Here is a 19940-nt window from a genome sequence, read left to right as displayed (position 1 = left end):
CCCTTCACGCCAGTCGGTTCTCGATGAGGTAGGCCGCGAGCCTCTCCCCGGCATCGCCGTCGTCGACGATCGTGGTGCCCGCTCCACGCGGCGGCTTCTCCGCGATGGCGGTCATGATCGTCTGCGGCACCGCCGCCACGTCGATCTCGACGTCGAGATCGGCGAGCGACACCGTCTCGAACGGCTTCTTCTTGGCCGCCATGATGCCCTTGAAGTTCGGGAAGCGCGCGTCGGGGAGCGCCTCGGTGATGGAGATCACGGCGGGAAGGGCGGCGCGGACCGACACCGTGGCGCCGTCGGCGGCGCGCGTGCCCGACACTTCGTCACCGGTGATGGTGACGGCGGACAACGACGTCGCCTGCGGCACGCCTAGATGCTCCGCGAGCATGGCGGGAAGCACGCCGCCGGCGCCATCGGTGGAGAGGTTGCCGGTGATCACGAGGTCGAACCCGGTGCGGGCGATCGCGGCGGCCAGGACCCGCGCGGTGGTGCCGAGGTCGGCACCTGCCAAAGCGGGATCGGTGACCTGGACGGCGGAGGCGGCGCCCATCGCGAGGCCCTTGCGAACGGTGGCGACGGCCTCCTCGGGAGCCATCGAGAGCACGACGACCTCCGTGCCGGGGTTCGCGTCGGCGTAGGAGAGCGCCACTTCCAGGGCGCGCTCCCCGATCTCGTCCATCACGCGTTCCGAGGCCGCCCGTTCGGCGAGGCCCGTCTCCAGGCTCAGCTTCCGGTCGCCGTAGGTGTCGGGGACTTCTTTGATCAGCACGACGATTCTCATGGCACCCTCCGAGGATCGAGTCTATTGAGCGTGGCGCGCGCGGCCGAGCGTCGCTGAGGAAACCGACTAGCGTGATCACCGACGACAGGAGGCGCCTTGTGGCTCGCGTGACACGCCCGCTCCCGGATCCGATCGTCGAGGCACGACGCCAGTGGGTGGCGCACGGCTGGTCGGATGCTGCGGCGGGAATGACCGCCGTGACCTCGGTGATGCGCGCTCATCAGCTCCTCCTCGCCCGCGTCGAAGAGGCGCTCAAGCCGTGGGGGCTGAGCTTCGCGCGCTACGAGCTCCTGACGCTCCTGAGCTTCACGCGCGAGGGGCGGATGCCACTGACCTCCGCCGCCCGGCGCCTGCAGGTGCACCAGACGAGCGCGACGCACACGGTCGACCGGCTCGAAGCAAGCGGACTCGTGCGCCGCGAGCCGCATCCCACCGACGGACGGGCGACGCTGGTGACTCTCACGCCCGACGGGCGAGACGTCGCGGCGTCGGCGACCGCGGCGCTCAACACCGAGGTGTTCACCGACCTCGGCATCGACGAGACCGAGGTGGAGGCGCTCATCTCGGTGATCGCCCGCCTCCGCGCGGCGTCGGGCGATCTCGTGGACTGAACGCCGACCTCGACGCCGCGCCCCGACCGCGCGGCTCATCGGTGGGTGAAGTCCGGCGACCTCTTCTCACGGAAGGCCGCCATGCCCTCGGCCTGATCGGCAAGGGCGAACATCGCCGCGAACGTCTGCTTCTCGAATCGCAGTCCCTCCGCCGCCGTGGTCTCCTGCGACGCGCGCAGCGCTTCTTTCGCGGCGTAGATCACCGGGAGGGACTTCGCGGCGATCGCGGTGGCCATCGTCTCCGCCTCGGTGAGGAGGTCGGCGGCGGGGACGACCCGAGACACGAGACCGATCCGCTCGGCCTCGGAGGCGTCGATCATTCGCCCCGTCAGCACGAGCTCGGCCGCTTTGTAGTAGCCCACGGCGCGCGGAAGCCGCTGCGTGCCCCCGAGGCCCGGGATCACGCCCAGAGTGACCTCGGGCTGCCCGAAGCGCGCGGAGTCTGCGGCCAGGATGATGTCGCACGCCATCGCCAGCTCGCAACCGCCCCCGAGCGCGTAGCCGGCGACGGCCGCGATCACCGGAGTGCGCACGCGGCTGAACTGCTCCAGCGGCGCGAACGGATTGTCGATCGCCATGTCCCGAGAGCTCTGGGTCTCCATCTCCTTGATGTCGGCACCGGCGGCAAAGGCACGGTCAGAGCCCGTGAGCACGATGCACCCGATGCCCTCGTCGGCATCGAACGCGGCCGCCGCGGACGCGAGCTCGCGCACGAGCGTGGAGTTGAGGGCGTTGAGCGCTTCGGGGCGATCGAGAGTGATCCAGCCGACGCGCCCGCGAACCTCGGTACGGAGAGTGCTGAAGTCGGTCATGTCCTCATGCTCTCAGAAGGTGCCGTCCGACGATCACCCGCATGATCTCGTTGGTGCCTTCGAGGATCTGGTGCACGCGCAGGTCACGGACCACCTTCTCCACCCCGTACTCCTGCAGATACCCGTAGCCGCCGTGCAGCTGTAGAGCGTCGTTGGCGACGGCGAAGCCCACATCGGTGGCGAACCTCTTCGCCATCGCGCACTGGGAGGCCACCTCGGCCTGCGCGGCGGGGTCAGCCGGCGCGCCGTCGACGGCGGCGGCCGACTCCCGCACGAGGGCTCTCGCTGCCTGCAGCTCGGTGGCCATGTCGGCGAGGCGGAAGACGATCCCCTGCTTCTCGGCGAGCGGCTCGCCGAAGGTGAACCGTTCGTGGACGTACTGCACCGCCCGGTCGAGCGCCCATTGCGCTCCGCCGAGGGAGCACGCCGCGATGTTGAGCCTTCCTCCGTTCAGTCCGCTCATCGCGATCCCGAAACCTCCGCCGATCTGCCCGAGGACGGCGGCGACCGGAACCCGCACGCGGTCGAGGATCACCTGCCGGGTGGGCTGGGCGCGCCAGCCCATCTTCTCCTCGGGCGGACCGAAGGAGAGCCCCGCGGCATCGCCGGGGACGAGGAACGCCGTGATCCCCCGCGCTCCCGGTTCACCCGTCCGCGCCATGACCAGGTAGACGGACGCCTCTCCCGCGCCGGAGATGAACTGCTTGACGCCCGTCAGCACGAACTCGTCGCCCTCGCGGATGGCGGAGGTCGTGATCGCGGCGGCATCGGATCCCGCCCCGGGCTCGGTGAGCGCGTACGCCCCGAGGGCGCTCATGGCCACGAGCGCGGGGAGCCACTGCTCCCGCTGCTCGGGGGTGCCATACCGGTCGATCATCCCGGCCACCATGTTGTGAATCGTGATGTAGGCGGCGATGGTCGGGTCGCCCTTGGCGAGTTCCTCGACGACCGCGATCACATCGGTGCGGGACAGCGCGGCACCGCCGACGTCCTCCCGCACGGAGAGGCCGCCCAGCCCCAGCTCCCCGGCGTACGGGAACAGGTCGCGAGGGAACGTCCCGGTCTGATCGCGCTCCAGCGAGAACGGCTCGAGGTGCGTACGGGTGAAGTCCCGGACGGCATCGAGGATGGCGGAGCGGTCATCCTCGGAGAGCGATGGGGTGATGGTCATGCTCATGAGATCACGTCCTTGTGAGGCAGATCGACGGCGATGTCGGCCTTCGTGGAGGCACTTCGCTCATTTTACATGGATATCCATGTATCTGCTCGACGAGCGCCACGCACAACGGCGCGCCGACGCTCGGCTCTCAGCCGAGGCGCTCGATGATCGTCGCGTTGGCCATGCCGCCGCCCTCGCACATGGTCTGGAGACCGAAGCGTCCTCCCGTGTGCTCGAGGCGGGCCAGCAGGGTGCCGAGAAGACGCGTCCCGCTCGAGCCCAGCGCATGGCCGAGCGCGATCGCCCCGCCCCAGGCATTGAGCCGTTCGGGATCGGCCCCGACCTCGGTCGCCCAGGCCAGTGGCACCGAGGCGAACGCCTCGTTGACCTCGTACGCGTCCATGTCGTCGATGCTCAGGCCGCTGCGCTCGAGGATGCGGCGGGTCGCCGGGATGGGACCGGTGAGCATCAGGAGCGGGTCGTCGCCGACGACGGCGAACGAGTGGAAACGGGCGCGCGGCGTCAGGCCCCGTTCCCGCGCCGCGTCCTCGCTCATGATGAGGACGGCCGAGGCACCGTCGGTGAGGGGCGACGAACTGCCGGCCGTGATGTGCCATCCGAGTTCGGGGAAGCGCCGCGCCAGCTCGTCGGAGCGGAAGGCCGGAGGCAGCATCGCGAGCCCGTCGACGGAGGTTCCCGCCCGCACCGTCTCGTCGGCGGAGACGGTGCCGGAATCGGTGGCGACCGGTACCAGCTGGGAGGCGAAGAGCTCCGCCGCCGCGGCCTGCGCCGCCCGGCGGTGCGACTCGGCCGCGTACGCATCGAGAGCGAAGCGGTCCAGGCCCCAGCGCGCGGCGATCAGCTCCGCCGAGACGCCCTGGCCGACGAGTCCCTCGGGGTACCGCGAGCGCAGCGACGGAGGGAACGGCGAGCCAGCGATCGAGGCGGCCGTCCCCAAGGGCACCCGGCTCATGGACTCCACCCCGGCCGCGATCACGATGTCGTACTGCCCCGCGATCACCCCCTGCGCGGCGAAGTGGGCCGCCTGCTGGCTGGATCCGCACTGCCGATCGATCGTCGCTGCCGGCACCCGCTCATCGAACCCCGCGGCCAGCACGACCTGCCGTGCGATGTTCGCCGACTGCTCCCCGACCTGGCTGACGCAGCCGACCAGCACGTCATCGACACGGCGGGAGTCCAGACCGTTGCGCTCTCGCAGCGCGCGGAGCACACCGGCGGCGAGGTCGACCGGGTGCACCCCGCTCAGGGCTCCGCCGGGCTTACCTCGGCCCGACGGCGTTCGAACCGCGTCGACGATGACGGCGCTGCGCATGGGATCGCTCCGGCCTCAGCCTTCGGCTTCCGCCTCCCGCAGCGAGATCGCCGCGGTGCCCACGTCGTCGACGAAGCCGTCGATGTGGCGCTCGTCATGGCCGACGTACTCCGAGAGCGGGCGGATGAGGGCGTTCGCCTCCGCCTGCTCCATGATGTGCGCCGTCCATCCCACCACTCGCGCCGCCACGAACAACGGGGTGAAGGTGAGCGTGTCGAAGCCCATCAGGCTGTAGGCCGGCCCCGAGGGGTAGTCGAGGTTCGGGTAGATGCCCTTGCGAGCGACGAACTCGGCCTCCAGCGTGGTGTACAGCGCCTCCACGTCGGGCCGGTCGTAGTGAGCGATGAGCGTGTCCAGCGCCGCCTTCATGGTCGGCACGCGCGAGTCTCCGCGCTTGTAGACGCGGTGTCCGAAGCCCATGATCTTCCGCTTCTCCGCGAGCGCCTTCTCCAGCCACGGGACGACGTTGTCGGCATCGCCGATCTCGTCGAAGATGTGGAGCACCGCTTCGTTCGCGCCGCCGTGCAGTGGTCCCTTGAGCGCTCCGATCGCGCCGACGACGGCGGAGTACAGATCGCTGAGAGTCGACGCGATCACCCGGGCCGTGAACGTCGACGCGTTGAACGAATGCTCGGCGTAGAGGATCATCGACCGGTTGAACGCGTCGACCACGACCGGGTCGAACTCCTCGCCGAAGGTCATCCAGAGGAAGTTCGCGGCATAGTCGAGGTCGTCCCGCGGCGCGATGATCTCTTGACCGCGCCGGCGACGCTGCCCATACGCGACGACCGCCGGGAGCGCGGCGAACAGACGCATGCTCCGGGCGAGGTTCTCCTCGCGCGTGCCGCTGGCGTCGAGCACCGAGCCGGAGCCGGCCAGGTCGCGCGCGCCCAGGACACTGACGGCCGTCCGCACCTCGTCCATCGGGTGGGCGTCCAGCGGGGTGAGGTCGATCGCCGCGCGGACGTCGTCGTCGAGCGCACGGTGCGACCGCTCGACCTGTCGCAGGTCCGCGAGCTGCTCTTCGTCGGGGAGTTCCCCGTGCCACAGCAGGAACGCCACGGCCTCGGCCGACTGCGTCGCAGCGAGCTCGTGGACGGGATAGCCGCGGTACAGCAGGGAGTTGGTCTCGGGGTTGACCTTGCTGACGGCGGTCACGTCGGCCACGACGCCGGCGAGACCCTTCTTGATGTCGGTCATCTGCTCGTTTCCTGTCGGTCGATCCGGAAGGTGAAGACGTTCGAGTCGAAGTGGTTGTAGCCCTCGTAGTCGATGAGGTCGTAGAGGTCAGCGCGATGCTGCATCTCACCGAGGCGCGACTCCAGACGTCCCTCCTCTGTCAGCGTATCGAGGGCACGGTCGGCGGCGCCCATCGCCATCCGCAGCAACGACACCGGCCAGATCACCAGCTGCACGCCGGCGTCCCGCAGCTGGTCGACCGTGAACAGCTCCGACTTCCCGAACTCGGTCATGTTCGCCAGGATCGGGACGTCCAGCGCCTTCGCCATCGCCTCGAACTCGCCCAGGTCCCGCATGGCCTCGGGGAAGATCGCGTCGGCACCGGCGTCGACGAGGGCCCGCGCACGCTCGATCGCCGCGTCGAGGCCCTCGATCGCGCGGATGTCGGTGCGGGCGAGGATGAGGAAGTTCGGATCGCGCCGCGCGTCGACGGCGGCACGGATGCGCTGGGTGGCGGTGGCGACGTCGACGACGCTTTTGCCGTCGAGATGACCGCAGCGCTTCGGATTCACCTGGTCCTCGATGTGAGCCCCCGCGATGCCGGCGTCCTCGAGCGTCTGGATCGTCCGGGCCACGTTCATCGGCTCGCCGAACCCGGTGTCGGCGTCGATGATCGCCGGCAACTCGGTCATCCGCGCGATCTGCTGCCCACGACCGGCGACCTCGGTGAGAGTCGTGAGACCGATGTCGGGAAGCCCCAGGTCGGCCGACAGGACGGCCCCGGAGATGTAGACCCCGTCGAAGCCCTTCCGTTCGATCAACCGGGCGCTCAGGGGGTTGAAGGCCCCGGGGAAGCGCAGCAGCTCCCCCGCGGCGAGCCGGTCCCGGAGGATCCGCCTCTTCTCGGCGGCGTGCGTCGTGGCGTACAGCATCAGAACAGCCCCTTGGGAGCGGGGGCCAGAGCGAGCACGCCGGGCCGCGCGACGATGTTGAGCTGACGCACCTCGTCGGCCGACAGGTGCGGAAGCCGCTCGGCCAGCCCCAGGAAGCGGTCGATCTCCTCGGGTGTGAGCACGGGCTCGGCCAGCAGCCGGAACTTGCGCACGTAGTCCTCGCGGACGAAGGGACGCGCGCCCAGCGGATGCGCGTCGGCGACGGCGATCTCGTCGACGAGCGTCGTTCCGTCGGTCAGCGCGATCTCCACCCTGCCGCCGAACGCCTTCTCGTTCGGGTCGTCGGAGTGGTAGCGGCGGGTCCACTCGGCGTCTTCCGCCGTGGTGATCTTGTGCCACAGCGCGACCGTGTCCGCTCGCCCTGCCCGCTCCGGCGTGTAGGAGTCGACGTGGTGCCATCCGCCGTCCTGCAGCGCCACCGCGAAGATGTAGGGGATCGAGTGGTCGAGCGTTTCGCGGGAGGCGGTCGGGTCGTACTTCTGCGGGTCGTTCGCGCCCGATCCGATGACGTAGTGGGTGTGGTGACTCGTGTGCAGGACGATCGAGGCGACGTTCTCGGGATCGGCGAGCTCGGGATGCTCACGGTGGAGCTTCCGGGCCAGATCGATCCAGGCCTGCGCCTGGTACTCCGCGGAGTGCTCCTTCGTGTACGAGTCGAGGATGGCGCGCTTCGACTCGCCCGGGGCGGGGAGCGGCACCTCGTAGGAGGCGTCCTTCCCGTCGAGCATCCAGGCGATCACCCCGTCCTCTCCCTCGTAGATGGGCGAGGGAGAGGTCTCGCCCCGCATCGCGCGGTCGACCGCCTCGACGGCCATCTTCCCCGCGAAGGCCGGAGCATGCGCCTTCCACGACGAGATCTCGCCCTTGCGCGACTGGCGGGTGGCGGTCGTGGTGTGCAGCGCCTGTCCGATCGCCTGGAAGATCGTGTCGACGTCGAGCCCCAGGAGGGTGCCGAGACCGGCAGCGGCCGACGGACCGAGGTGGGCGACATGGTCGATCTTGTGCTTGTGCAGGCAGATGGCGCGCACGAGGTCGATCTGGATCTCATAACCGGTGGCGAGCGCCCGGACGAGCGCGCCGCCATCGGCGCCGACGTGCTGGGCGACGGCCACGATGGGCGGGATGTTGTCGCCGGGGTGGGAGTACTCGGCGGCCAGGAACGTGTCGTGGTAGTCGAGCTCCCGCACCGCGACCCCGTTCGCCCACGCCGCCCACTCCGGACTCGAGCGCCTCTCGTTCGCGCAGCCGAACACCGTGCCGCCGTGTCCCGAGACCGACACGGCGTGGTCGAGGGCCTGCTGCCGCGCGGCGCTCACGGGAGCGCGCGTGAGAGAGGCGGCGGCGACGGCGGCGTTGTCGATGACGCGGTTGATGATCATGTCGACGACGTCGTCATCGACGGCGACGGGGTCCGCGGCCACCTGTGCGATGGCGTATGCGAGCTGCTGCTCGCGCGGCAGCTCTTCGTCGCTGCGGTAGACGCGGACGTGGTGGGTGACGGTCATACGGTGGACTCCAGGGACTCGAGGATGCTCGTGAGGGCGTTGTGCAGGTGGACGTGGGTGGCGTGCGCGGCCAGGTCCGCGTCGCCGTCGGCGATCGCGGAGGCGATGAGGCGGTGCTCGGCGACAGAGGCTCCGAGGCGCTCGGGACGATGACGGGCCAGCCGCCGGACGCGCACGAGATGCGTGCGCACGGTGTCCAGCGCCGAGGCCAGGTAGTCGTTGGCGCTCGCGGCGTCCAGAGCCTCGTCGAACCGCCCGATGAGCGCGTAGTAAGCGTCGCGAGCGGGCTCGCCGTCGATCGAGGACGACGCGAAGGCCGCAGCGAGGTCGTGGAAGACCGCACGGTCGGCGGCGGCTGCGGCCAGCCGCACCGACATCTCCTCCAGTGCGCGGCGCACCGCGAAGAGGTCGCGGATGTCTGCCGGTTCGATGCGGGAGACGACCGTCACGCGGGGCGAGACCTGCTCGACGAGCCCGCGCGACTCCAACCGCGACAGTGCTTCGCGCAGCGGCGTCCGGCTGACACCGAGCCGGGTGGCCTGCTCGACCTCGGCGATCACCGCCCCCGGCGCCAGGGCGCCGGTCTGGATCTCGTCGAGCAGCGCCGCGTATGCGCGTTCACTCGCGCGCATGGCACCTCCTCGAGCATCGACCTGCGTTCAGTGTATACACAAACGCGGACTGTTCGGGTGCGCTCGCGGCGGAGAGCCCCGATCGTATACATAAGCCGCCAACGAGAGCACCCCGGGTGCCGAGCGGCACAGGAGGCGCACAGCGATCGACTAGCGTCGAGGAGTGACAGATTCCACCCGATACGTCGTCGCCACCGATGGAGCCTGCAAGGGAAACCCGGGACCGACCGGATGGGCGTGGGTCGGCGAAGACGGTCACTGGGCCGCCGGGGCGCTGCCGGTGGGGACCAACAACATCGGGGAGCTCCTCGGGCTCCTGAAGGCGATCGAGGACCACCCCGACATCGCCCACCTGGTCGTCCAGGCCGACTCCAAGTACGCGATCGACACCTACACGTCGTGGATGGATGCGCACCGCCGCCGCGGCTGGAAGACCTCGACCGGAGCCCCCACCAAGAACCGCGATCTGCTCGAGCAGCTGATCGCCGCGCGCGACGCCCGCCGCGCATCGGGCCTGCCCGACGTCGAGCTGGAGCACGTGCGCGGACACCGCGGGCACGTGCTCAACGAATGGGCCGACGAGCGCGCCGTGCGCGCCGCCGAGCACGCGGCGAAGGGCACCGCGAGCGCGTGGTCGTCGCTCAGCGGTCATCACGACCGTCTGGACGTCTCGGACGCTCCGCGCAAGCGGCGCTGACCCCAGGGTCCAGATCCAAGGGTCCTGATCCGAGGGGACTCAGACCTCCGCGATCCCCTCGAAGAGGCCGATGTGATTGCCGTCAGGATCAGCGATGACGGCCCACCAGCTCGTCGCGGTGATCGGGCTCTTCTCCCTCGCCACGTGCCCGCCGGCGGCCACGGCCGCCGCGACCGTGTCGTCGATCGAGTCGACCTCGACGTAGGAACGCGGCTGGGTGAAGCCGTCGTCGCGGGGCGCGAGACCCCCGCCACTGATCCCGTTGGGGGCGCGCCACATCGGGTATCCCTCGAAGCCGGGAGGTTCGGAGATCTGCCAGCCGAACAGAGCGGAGTAGAACTCCGCGCCGCGCCCCAGATCGCTGACCGGGATGTCGATGTGCGTGATGTCGCCGTGTGCCATGACGAGTCCTCTCCCCGTGATGAGGACAGTGTCCTCCCCCTCACCGACATGCGCGAGGGGGCACCCTCTCGACGTCGCCTGGGGAGTAGCCGACGTCAGCGGGCGGCTTCGAGCAGGTCGGACAGGCGCTGCAGCGCGGGGCGTTGCCCCGCGACGAGGCGTTCGGCCGCCTCGTCGATACGCATCCACTCCACCCGATCGACCTCGGGGAACGACTGCCGGGTGCCGCTGCGCGGGGGCCACTCCATCTCGAAGGTTCCGAACGAGTACTCCGACGGCGCGAACCCGCTGCCGTCGGCCACGAACACGACCACCCGCTTGCCCGAGCCGTAGACGAACGTCCCGAGCTCGGCGTAGTCGCCGGCCGGGGGATCGACGCCGAGCTCCTCGCGGAACTCGCGGCGCGCGGCCTCCAGCGGCGGCTCCTCCCCGTCCAGCTCACCCTTCGGGATCGACCACGCCCCCGAGTCCTTGCGCGCCCAGAACGGTCCGCCCATGTGCGCCAGGAGCACCGACACCCCGCTCCCGTCGTCGTGACGATAGAGCAGGATGCCGGCGCTCACGACGGCCATATCAGTGCCGCGGATCAGGCCGGACGGGTGCTCGGCGACACCGAGTACGTGTGTTCCGGATCGGTGACCGCGACGGGGGCCAGGGCGTCGTCGATCGCGGCGCGCGTGTCGTCGTCGAGCACGACCCCCGACGCCTTCACCGAGTCCTCGAGCTGCTCGGGACGCGAGGCGCCCACGAGGGCGGCCGAGACATTGGGGTTCTGGAGCACCCACGCGATCGCGAGCTGGGGCATCGTGAGGCCCGCCGCCTCCGCGACCGGCTTCAGCTTCTGCACCGCGGCGAGGACGTCGTCCTGCAGGAACCGCTTGATGAAGCTGGCCCCGCTCTTCTCGTCGGTCGCGCGCGACCCGGCGGGAACGGGCTGACCCGGCAGGTACTTGCCCGACAGCACGCCCTGGGCCATCGGCGACCAGACGATCTGCGAGATCCCCAGCTCCTCCGACGTCGGCACGACCTTGCCCTCGATGACCCGCCACAGGGCGGAGTACTGCGGCTGATTCGAGACCAGCTGGAAGCCGAGCTGCGTGGCCAGCGCGTGACCCTCGCGAAGCTGCTCCGCGGTCCATTCGCTCACGCCGATGTACATCGCCTTGCCCTGACGGACGATGTCGGCGAAGGCCTGCATCGTCTCCTCCAGAGGAGTCTCGTAGTCGTACCGGTGCGCCTGGTACAGATCGACGTACTCGACGCTCAGCCGCCGCAGCGAACCGTGGATGCCGTCGAAGATGTGCTTGCGGGGGAGCCCCTGGTCGTTCGGTCCCTTCTTGCCGATCGGCCAGTACACCTTGGTGAACACCTCGTAGTCGGTGCGGTCGAGTCCCTTCAGCGCCTCCCCCAGCACCACCTCTGCGGCGGTATTGGCGTAGGTGTCCGCCGTGTCGAACGAGGTGATCCCCAGGTCGAGTGCCTTGTGCACCGTCGCGATGGCCGCGTCGTTCTCCACCTGCGAGGCATGGGTGACCCAGTTGCCGTACGTGATCTCCGAGACCTTGAAGCCGCTGTTTCCGAGATAGCGATAGTTGACCATCCCTCCACGCTAGTCCCGGTGCCGGGGGTGACGGGCGGATGGGGTGAAGGGCGGAGGGGTGACGGGCGGGTGGGGGAAGGGCGGATGGGTGACGGGCGGATGGGTGAGTCGCGCACAACGGCGGACCGCGACGCCGACACGCCGCAGGACGGAGGCAGGAGCACAGCGTGTCGCCCGCGGCGTCCGCCGTTGTGCACCGGAGCGGAGGCAGGGAACCCGCGAGGTCCGCCGTTGTGCAGCAGAGCGGGCCAGGGCCTCGGGCCTCGGATCAGGAGCGGGCGGCGGCGGCGCGGTCGTCCTCGGTGGCGACCAGCTGGCCGCAGGCGCCGTCGATCTCCTTGCCGCGCGTGTCGCGGAGGGTCGTGGGGATCCCGGCCTCGTTCAGACGGCGGACGAACTCGTTCTGCACGGGCACGTCTGATGCCGTCCACACCGATCCCGGCGTCGGGTTGAGTGGGATGGGGTTGACGTGCACCCACCCGCGACCGCGCTGGTTGAGCTTGTCAGCCAGGAGGTCGGCGCGCCAGGCGTGGTCGTTCATGTCCTTGATGAGCGCGTACTCGATCGACACGCGGCGGCCCGTCTTCTCGAAGTAGCCCCGCGCGGCGTCGAGCGCCTCGTCGACCTTCCACCGTGAGTTGATCGGGATCATCTCGTCACGGAGGCCGTCGTCGGGCGCGTGGAGGGAGAGCGCGAAGGTCACCGGGATGTTCTCCGCGGCGAGCTTGTTGATCGCGGGGACCAGGCCCACCGTCGAGATCGTGATGCCCCGCGCGCTCATTCCCAGACCGTGCGCGGGGTCCACCATGGCCCGCACCGCCGTCATGACGCGGTTGTAGTTGGCCAGCGGCTCCCCCATCCCCATGAAGACGATGTTGGTGACGCGTTCGCCGTCGTGATGGGCAGGCCCGAACCCGCCGTCGGCGATGAGGCGGTTCGCGCGGACGATCTGCTCGACGACCTCGGCTGCCGACATGTTGCGGGTGAGTCCGGCCTGCCCCGTGGCGCAGAACGGACAGTTCATGCCGCACCCCGCCTGGCTCGACACGCACAGTGTGATGCGGCCCGGATAGCGCATGAGCACCGACTCGACGAGTGCACCGTCGTGCAGCTTCCAGAGGAACTTGATCGTGTCGCCTTTGTCGGTCTCGAGGCGACGCACCTCGGTGAGCAGCGGCGGCAGCAACGCGGTGACGAACTCCTCGCGCCCCGACGCCGGAAGGTCGGTCATCTCGGCGGGATCGGACGTGTAGTGCTGGAAGTAGTGCTTCTCGAGCTGCTTGGCCCGGAAGCCCGGCATGCCGAGCTCCTTCACCTTCTCGACGCGCTGCGCGGGAGTGAGGTCGGCGAGATGGACCGGCGGCATGCCCTTCTTCGGGGCGGCGAACTGCAGGAGCGGTCGCCCCTCGGCGTCCTTCTGCTGCGTCCAGCCCTCGGTGCGGGGGCGCACCTGACGAGAGCCGGTGGCGCGCACGGGGGTGGATTCTTCCATGTCCTCCAGGGTAGACGAGGCCACCTGGGCATCAGCCCGCGAGGGCGGCCTCCCTCCGGCGCGCCTGCTCGACGGGATCGGGCACGGGAGCCGCGGCGATGAGCGCACGGGTGTACGGATGCTGCGGCCGGCGGAGCACCTCGATCCGCGACCCCTCCTCGACGACGACGCCGCGCTGGAGCACGACGATCCGGTCGCAGAGCTCGTCGACGACGGCGAGGTCATGGCTGATGAACAGGCATGCGAACCGGAGCTCCCGCTGCAGATCGCGCAGGAGATCGAGGACCGTGGCCTGGACGGAGACATCGAGGGCGCTCGTGGGCTCGTCGGCGATCAGGAGGCGGGGCCGCAACGAGATCGCACGGGCGATCGCCACCCGCTGACGCTGACCGCCCGACAACTCGTGCGGGTAGCGGCGATGCCACGCCGACGGCAGCCCCACCGCGTCGAGGAGCTCCGCCGTGCGCGCCTGCAGCCCCGCGCCGCGGAGCCCGCCGTGCACGCGCAGCGGCTCGCCGATCGACTCGCCCACGGTCCGGCGCGGATCCAGGGCCGCGGTGGAGTTCTGGAACACCACACCGACGCGGCGCTTGACCGCCACCGCGCGCCGCCCGCGCACCCGGGCGAGATCGACGCCGTCGATGCGCACCGACCCGGACGAGATGGGCGCGAGCCCGAGCGCGCACCGACCGATCGTCGACTTGCCCGACCCCGACTCCCCCGCCAGGGCCACGATCTCGCCTTCGCCGACACGGAGACTCACGCCGTGGACGGCGGCCACCGCACGGGCGCCGCGTCCGTAGACCACCGACAGATCGTCGACGTCCAGCACCGCCGTCTCGGCGGCGGGGACGGGCCGCTCGGGGGCGCCGAGCCGCGGCACGGCGGCCAGCAGACGCTGCGTGTAGTCGGCCTGCGGAGCGGCGAACAGCTCGCGCACGCCCGCCGCCTCCTCCACCCGCCCTTCCCGCATCACCACGACGCGGTCGGCGATGTCGGCGACGACGCCCATGTCGTGGGTGATCATGACGATGGAGGTGCCGATCCGGTCCCGCAGCCGCCGGAGGACGTCGAGCACCTCGCGCTGGACCGTGACGTCCAGCGCCGTGGTGGGCTCGTCGGCGATGAGGATCTCGGGGTCGCACGCGAGCGCGATCGCGATCATCACGCGCTGGGCCTGCCCTCCCGACAACTGATGCGGGTAGCTCGACAGCCGCGAAGCGGGGTCGGCGATCTCCACCTGCTCCAAGAGCTCGATCACCCGCGCCCGGCGCTCAGCCCGCGACATCCCGGGCCGGTGGACGATCAGCATCTCCTCGATCTGCGACCCGATGGTGAAGACGGGATCCAGCGCGCTCCCCGGATCCTGGAAGACGACGCCGATGCGGGTGCCGCGGACGGCTTCCTGCTGCGAGCGGCCCATCGCCAGCAGATCCTCTCCGTCGAGGAGCGCCTCGCCCCGCACGCGCGCGCCGCGCGGCAGCAGGCCGACGAGCGAGAGCGCCGTGACGCTCTTACCGGAGCCCGACTCGCCGACCAGCGCCACCACTTCCCGCCGGCCGAGCGTGAAGGAGACGTCGCGCACCGCGGAAACGGTCTCACTGCCGACGACGAAGTCGACCGACAGTCCCCGCACGTCCAGGAGCGGGGCGCTCACGATTCGCCGTCCTCATCGGCGCCGGAGTCACGGTAGGCCTCCCAGTCGCTGAGCATCTTGCGGTGGTATCCGACGAGCCAGATCATGTACCGCCGCGCGTTGTTCAGCCGGGTGCGGGGCCCCACGGCATCTTCGGACACGACGTCCAGGCCGTAGTCGATCGTCGAGGTGATCCGCCGCGCGTAGTCGCGCTCACCGGCGAGGAAGCTCCCCCACACGTCCTCCTCCACGCGGAAGTAGCGGCTGCGGTCGCCGGGGATCGAGTGGGGTTTGAGGAAGCCGAGACTCACGAGGGCGCGCGTGGACATCGAGACCGCCCCGGCGCTGGCTCCCAGCATCTCCGCGATCTGCGCCGACGAGAGGAACGGGCGATCGACGATCAGGAGCAGGCCGAGCACGCGGCCGTCCATGCGCGGGTTGCCCGCCGCGCCCCACGCGAAGGCGAAGTCCTCCACGAAGGTGCGCAGCTCCTCGGGGAGATCCAGGGATGCCGAGTCGTCCTTGTCCACGTCCGTCACAGTGCCATGCCCTCCAGGATCCGTCCGGGGTCCGGCTGCGCCATCGCCTCGGTGAACACGTCGAACGGCCACATCGACATGCCGCTCCACGTGATCGATTCCACCGCACCCGAGTCGCTTCGCGCCACCTCGACAGGCTCCCCGGCCGCTCCGAAGCTCGCCCGCGCGGGCTGACGGAGCGTGCCGTCGGCCGCGGTCTCGACCTTCTCGGCCAGGCGAGCGGGATCATCGAGCTGTGGGTGGAGGGCGAAGGTCGCACCGCCGAGGTGCGCGAGATCCAACACCGACCACAAACTGGCGTAGCGACCCTCGACGCCGTCGACGCGCTCCTCGTCCTCGGCATGGGCCAGCGCGAGGCGCAGGAGCCCGATCGCGCCGGTGGCCAGGGTGTCGGCCGGCCCGTCGATCGCGTTCGTGAAGACGCTGACCACGAGGTCGTTCTCGGGGTCGAGCCAGGTGCGCGTGATGTGGCCGGGGTAGCCGCCGCTGTGACCGACGAGAAGCGCACCGTCGAGCTCGAAGAGCTCGAACCCGAGGCCGTAGTGCCGGTGTGCGCCGCCGATCTCGATGCGCGAGACGCGGTACTGCGCCTGACGCTTGCTGTCGTCGCCGAGCAGCCGGTGATCGCCCAGGGCATGGGCGGCCAGGTACGCGCTCGTCTCGGTCGCGGTGGAGAACCAGCCCGTCGCCGCCGCCATCGCCCGCGTGTCGACGTGCGGGATCACGCGCCGCCGACCGCCGAGCGCGAACCGCGCCGTGTGGCCCGCGGCGTACTCGTCGGCACGGGCCGCCTGCCACTCCGCTCCCGAGCGCTCCAACCCGAGAGGGGCGCAGATGTTCTCTCGGGTGAAGGTGTCGTAGTCGGCACCGGAGGCCGCCTCGATGATCAGCCCCAGCACCGAGTAGGCGATGTTGGAGTACTTGAAGTGCTCGTTCCGGGCGAAGATCCGCCCTTCGCTCCGGCAGATGTCGACGATGCGCTGCCGGTCGGGGAACGCGGCGCCGCGCTGCCAGTAGTCGGCGTCGCGCCCGTCGCGGACGACTCCGCCCTGGTGTGCGAGGAGTTCGCGCACCGTGATGGCCGCCAGGTCGGAGTCGGCCAGCTCGGGAACCCAGTGCGCCACGGTGTCATCGAGGCGCAACGCTCCCCGCTCGGCGAGCTGGAAGACCGCCGTCGCCGTGAAGGTCTTGGAGTGCGAGGCGATCCGGAAGAGGCTCTCGGTCGTGAGCGGTTCGCCGGTCTCGAGGTTCGCCGAGCCCCACGCGAACTCCATGATCAGCTCGCCGCGGTGACGGATGGCGGCCTGGATGCCGGGGACCTCGCGGGTCTCCCCAGCGAAGGCGAACCACCGCGCCGCGTACTCCGCCGCGCTGCGCACGGCTTCCTGTCGGCGAGCGTCCACATCGGGAGAGGTCACGGTCACAGTCGGCGTCCTTTCGGGTCGAGCGCATCCCGCAGGATGTCGCCAAGGGTGATGAGCGCGAACACCGTCACGCTGAGGAAGAGGGCGGGGAAGACGAGCATGTGGGGCGAGGAGCCGAAGTACGACTGCGCGTTGGCCATCTGCAGGCCCCACGAGATCGAGGGCGATCGCAGGCCCACGCCGAGGAAGGTCAGGGTCGACTCGGCGACGATGATGCTGCCGACCATCGTCGCGGTGATCGCGAGGACGGGACCGATCGCGTTCGGCACGACGTGGGTGAGGAGCGTCCGCGCGTGCGAGATGCCCATCGCGCTCGCGGCGCTGATGTAGTCCATTCTCCGGACCGTCCGCACCGAGGTGCGCACGAGCCGGGCCAGCGTCGGCCAGCTGAAGGCGGCCAGGACGACAGCGACCACGAGGGGCGTTCGCTCCCCCACGCTGTTGAGGACGATGATGGCGCCGAGGATGAACGGGAACCCGAGGAAGACGTCGGTCAGCCGGGAGATCAGGATGTCCGCGAAGCCGCCGAAGTAGGCGGCGAGAGTGCCGACGACGATCGCGATCGCCAGGGCGATGACGGTCGCCGTCACCCCGATGAACAGGGATGTCCGGGCGCCGTGGATGACGTTCGCGTAGATGTCACAGCCCTGGAGATCCGTGCCGAAGACGTGCACGGCGCTCGGAGGCTGCTTGCTGTCGCGCAGCTCGCACGCGCGGGGATCGGGCTGGCCGAACAGTCCTCCCACGGCATCGGGGAGGAGGGAGATCACCGCGAGCGCGGCGAGGATCGCCGCGCTGATCCAGAACAAGGGGCGGCGGCGCAGGCTCGTCCACACGCCCCGGCTGACGGTGACGTGCTCGAGGGCGGCCGCGGCGGTCTCAGTCATGACGGCTCCGGGGGTCCAGCATCGAGTTGAGGAGATCGACCACCACGTTCAGCACGAGGAAGATCAGAATCAGGGTCGTTCCGACTCCGACCACCGTCGGGCCCTCGTGGGTGCGGATGGCGCTGAAGAGGAGCTGCCCGATCCCGGGCAGGTTGAAGATGCCCTCCACGACGACGGCGCCGCCGAGGAGGAAGCCGAGATCGATCGCGACGAAGGTCAGCACGGGGGCGACGGAGTTGCGCATGACGTGCAACCCGACGATGCGGGAGCCGGGCATGCCCTTCGCCCGCAGCGTGCGGACGAAGTCGGACTCCATCGAGTCGATCACGCTTCCCCGCATGAGCCGGGCGATGGAGGCGAGCCCGAAGATCGCGATCACGGCGGCCGGCAGGATGTAGGCCACCGGCCACCCGGCATCGGTGCCGGCGATCGGCAGCCAGCCCAGATGCAGGCCGAACAGGAGCTGCGCGGAGACGGCCACGACGAAGATCGGGATCGAGGTGGCGAGGATCGTGCCGAACAGCACCGTGCGATCGATCGCACTGTCGCGCCGCAGGCCTGCGACCAGTCCGAGCACCACGCCGATGACGACCTCGATGATCCATGCGGTCAGGGCGAGCGTGATCGTGACCGGCCACCGCGAGGCCATCCGCTCGGCGACCGGAACACCAGAGAAGGTCGTCCCGAGGTCCCCCGTGAACAGGCCGCCGAGGTAGCGGAGGTACTGCAGCCAGAGCGGGTCGTCGAGGTGGAACTGCGCGCGCAGCTGCGCGACGACGTTATCGGGGAGCGGGCGGTCGCCGCCGAGGGCCGCGATCGGGTCGCCGGGGAGAGCCCACACCGTCGCGTAGATGATGAAGGTGACGCCGATGAAGACGAGGACGAACTCCGCGATGCGCGCGCCGATCCGACGCGCGAGGATCATCCCCGCCTCCGTCGGACGGTCGCCAGCACCGCGGCCAGTTGGACGCCCACGAGTGCCTCGACCGGCGCAGGGACCAGCTCGGTGTCGCCCTCGGCGGCCAGCCACGCCCAGAAGGCGGCGTCGATCTCGGCCGATGCCGCGCGCACGGGGCCGCGGGCGACTCCGGCGTCCACCTCGGCGGCGAGGGCACGGCGGAGGATGCCTCCGAAACGGAGGCGGAAGGTGCGGGCCACCTCGCGGTTGCCGAAGACCTCGGCCACCGTGGCGGGACGGTTCAGCGCGGGGTCGCCAAGCCGGGCACGCTCCGCTGTGGCCGCCTGACCCATCCCCGGCACGAACGCTTCGCTCGCGCGCCGGAACGGCGAGTCGATCGTCAGCGAGGGGCGCGCGGCGTCGAGGATCCGCTGGAGCAGGACGTGCAGCTCGTCGAGGGAGTCGGCCTTCTCCGCCACGACGTCCCGGTAGAGGCGATCGGTCGGCGTGGTGTCGGCGGCGTCGGGGTGGGTCCAGTACGGCAGCTCCGCGATCATCGTCGTCGTGCCGTACCGCTCGAGGTAGTCGGCGGTGCCTGCCCCTCCCGACCGGGTCTCGGGCGGCAGTCCCCGTGCCTCGCGGTGGTCGTAGCGCTCCCGGGCGAGGGGCGCGCGGAAGACGGCGTCGTCGAGGCGGACCAGTCCGTCCATCTCCGGCTCGCCCACATCCAGCGGCAGGCCGAAGGCGGCGGGAAGGTCACGCAGTTCCCGCGCGAGGGTCGCGTCGTCCTGGTTGAGGTAGAAGTAGACGCCGCCGAACTCGGCGTTGTGCAGGCCCACGAAGACGTCCGGCCGCACGCGGTCGAACAGCGCCATGAGAGCGCGCGTCTCCGGGATCGGGTGATCGAACCACGCCTCCTTGTACTCGAAGGGGAACGACCACTCGACCTGTTCGCCGGGTGCCGGCCGGTAGAACCCCTCGAAGTACGCGGCGCGATCCGCCGAGGCGAACCAGGACTCATTGAGACGGGCGCCGTCGGGATCGGCACACGGAACGATGTGCCACGTGGCGGCGAGGTCCGCGAGCTCCGGCGCCTCCAGCAGCAGACGCACGAGCTGCTGCACGGTGCGGAAGCCGATGGGCTCGTTGGGGTGCACACCCCCCGCGATGACCACCTGCAGGGGCCCGTCGCCGATCGTGAAGTGGTCGATGGGCTCGTCCAGGCGAGACCGGCCGAGCACGGCGTGCGCGATCCGATCGGGATGGGCCTTCTGGAGCGACAGCAGGTCGGCCCGGAGCTCATCGACGGTCGGGAAGCCCTGGATGGCCGGAAGGCGCTGCGCGAGCGAGAGCAGGGGATCGTGCGTCATGGGGATCTCTCGGTGCGGGGTCGTGTCGAG

The 19940-nt window shown here is 70.2% G+C and carries 20 protein-coding genes; 2 read left to right on the top strand and 18 right to left on the bottom strand.

The genetic code is table 11. The annotated features are described in order from the left end of the window. Positions 1–4: 4 nt before the first annotated feature. A complete protein-coding gene (locus tag AVP41_RS14830) occupies positions 5–781 on the bottom strand; it encodes an electron transfer flavoprotein subunit beta/FixA family protein (protein WP_067166371.1) in 777 nt (258 codons plus the stop codon). Between the two features lie 98 nt (positions 782–879). Here AVP41_RS14830 and AVP41_RS14825 point away from each other — a divergent pair, with 98 nt between their 5' ends. Next, entirely contained in the window at positions 880–1392 is a 513-nt protein-coding gene (locus AVP41_RS14825; RefSeq protein WP_442922798.1) for a MarR family winged helix-turn-helix transcriptional regulator, read from the top strand. Between the two features lie 35 nt (positions 1393–1427). Here the strand turns inward: AVP41_RS14825 and AVP41_RS14820 are convergent, their stop codons facing one another. The 7 genes from AVP41_RS14820 to AVP41_RS14790 all read right to left on the bottom strand — a co-directional run bounded on the left by AVP41_RS14820 (position 1428) and on the right by AVP41_RS14790 (position 8965). Then, on the bottom strand, positions 1428–2204 hold the full coding sequence (locus tag AVP41_RS14820) for an enoyl-CoA hydratase-related protein (RefSeq protein WP_067166367.1): 777 nt from the start codon (positions 2202–2204) through the stop codon (positions 1428–1430). A 4-nt stretch (positions 2205–2208) separates the two neighbouring features. Continuing rightward, positions 2209–3381 (bottom strand): acyl-CoA dehydrogenase family protein, encoded by a 1173-nt coding sequence (locus AVP41_RS14815; RefSeq protein ID WP_067166363.1) that lies wholly within the window; start codon positions 3379–3381, stop codon positions 2209–2211. Positions 3382–3511: 130 nt separating this feature from the next. Further along, complete coding sequence (locus AVP41_RS14810; RefSeq protein ID WP_067166360.1) at positions 3512–4696, bottom strand: thiolase family protein; 1185 nt, start codon at positions 4694–4696, stop codon at positions 3512–3514. A gap of 15 nt (positions 4697–4711) precedes the next feature. Then, positions 4712–5896: a bifunctional 2-methylcitrate synthase/citrate synthase gene (locus AVP41_RS14805; protein WP_067166355.1), complete on the bottom strand. Its 1185-nt coding sequence runs from the start codon at positions 5894–5896 to the stop codon at positions 4712–4714. Then, entirely contained in the window at positions 5893–6807 is a 915-nt protein-coding gene (gene prpB, locus AVP41_RS14800; RefSeq protein ID WP_067166351.1) for a methylisocitrate lyase, read from the bottom strand. The genes AVP41_RS14805 and prpB overlap by 4 nt, the downstream gene beginning before the upstream one ends. Further along, positions 6807–8333 (bottom strand): MmgE/PrpD family protein, encoded by a 1527-nt coding sequence (locus AVP41_RS14795; RefSeq protein WP_067166348.1) that lies wholly within the window; start codon positions 8331–8333, stop codon positions 6807–6809. The genes prpB and AVP41_RS14795 overlap by 1 nt, the downstream gene beginning before the upstream one ends. Then, positions 8330–8965: a GntR family transcriptional regulator gene (locus AVP41_RS14790; protein WP_067166345.1), complete on the bottom strand. Its 636-nt coding sequence runs from the start codon at positions 8963–8965 to the stop codon at positions 8330–8332. Before AVP41_RS14790 ends, AVP41_RS14795 begins: the two co-directional genes overlap by 4 nt. Positions 8966–9128: 163 nt before the next feature. Between AVP41_RS14790 and AVP41_RS14785 the strand changes: the two genes are divergently transcribed. Then, positions 9129–9662, top strand: coding sequence for a ribonuclease H family protein (locus AVP41_RS14785; protein WP_067166342.1), 534 nt, complete (start codon positions 9129–9131; stop codon positions 9660–9662). A gap of 39 nt (positions 9663–9701) precedes the next feature. On the opposite strand, the gene AVP41_RS14780 is transcribed toward AVP41_RS14785, so the two are convergent. The 10 genes from AVP41_RS14780 to AVP41_RS14735 form a co-directional block, all read right to left on the bottom strand. Next, positions 9702–10064 (bottom strand): VOC family protein, encoded by a 363-nt coding sequence (locus AVP41_RS14780; protein ID WP_067166338.1) that lies wholly within the window; start codon positions 10062–10064, stop codon positions 9702–9704. A gap of 95 nt (positions 10065–10159) precedes the next feature. Next, a complete protein-coding gene (locus AVP41_RS14775) occupies positions 10160–10636 on the bottom strand; it encodes an NUDIX domain-containing protein (protein WP_067166335.1) in 477 nt (158 codons plus the stop codon). A gap of 14 nt (positions 10637–10650) precedes the next feature. Further along, positions 10651–11664: an aldo/keto reductase family protein gene (locus AVP41_RS14770; RefSeq protein WP_067166332.1), complete on the bottom strand. Its 1014-nt coding sequence runs from the start codon at positions 11662–11664 to the stop codon at positions 10651–10653. Between the two features lie 268 nt (positions 11665–11932). Further along, the gene (gene rlmN / locus AVP41_RS14765) at positions 11933–13156 is read right to left on the bottom strand and encodes a 23S rRNA (adenine(2503)-C(2))-methyltransferase RlmN (protein WP_067166329.1); all 1224 of its coding nucleotides are present in this window, start codon (positions 13154–13156) and stop codon (positions 11933–11935) included. Between the two features lie 31 nt (positions 13157–13187). After that, positions 13188–14813 (bottom strand): ABC transporter ATP-binding protein, encoded by a 1626-nt coding sequence (locus AVP41_RS14760; RefSeq protein ID WP_067166326.1) that lies wholly within the window; start codon positions 14811–14813, stop codon positions 13188–13190. After that, on the bottom strand, positions 14810–15331 hold the full coding sequence (locus tag AVP41_RS14755) for a GbsR/MarR family transcriptional regulator (protein WP_067166322.1): 522 nt from the start codon (positions 15329–15331) through the stop codon (positions 14810–14812). Before AVP41_RS14755 ends, AVP41_RS14760 begins: the two co-directional genes overlap by 4 nt. Continuing rightward, entirely contained in the window at positions 15328–16755 is a 1428-nt protein-coding gene (locus AVP41_RS14750) for a serine hydrolase domain-containing protein (protein WP_067166319.1), read from the bottom strand. The genes AVP41_RS14755 and AVP41_RS14750 overlap by 4 nt, the downstream gene beginning before the upstream one ends. Continuing rightward, on the bottom strand, positions 16752–17642 hold the full coding sequence (locus AVP41_RS14745) for an ABC transporter permease (RefSeq protein WP_067166316.1): 891 nt from the start codon (positions 17640–17642) through the stop codon (positions 16752–16754). Before AVP41_RS14745 ends, AVP41_RS14750 begins: the two co-directional genes overlap by 4 nt. After that, on the bottom strand, positions 17635–18567 hold the full coding sequence (locus tag AVP41_RS14740; protein ID WP_067166313.1) for an ABC transporter permease: 933 nt from the start codon (positions 18565–18567) through the stop codon (positions 17635–17637). The genes AVP41_RS14745 and AVP41_RS14740 overlap by 8 nt, the downstream gene beginning before the upstream one ends. Beyond that, entirely contained in the window at positions 18564–19910 is a 1347-nt protein-coding gene (locus AVP41_RS14735; RefSeq protein WP_067166309.1) for a M14 family zinc carboxypeptidase, read from the bottom strand. Before AVP41_RS14735 ends, AVP41_RS14740 begins: the two co-directional genes overlap by 4 nt. Positions 19911–19940 lie beyond the last annotated feature (30 nt).

This window comes from Microbacterium sp. TNHR37B, from assembly GCF_001620065.1.
GTDB lineage: Bacteria > Actinomycetota > Actinomycetes > Actinomycetales > Microbacteriaceae > Microbacterium.
This window is presented reverse-complemented; position numbering and strand designations above follow the sequence as displayed.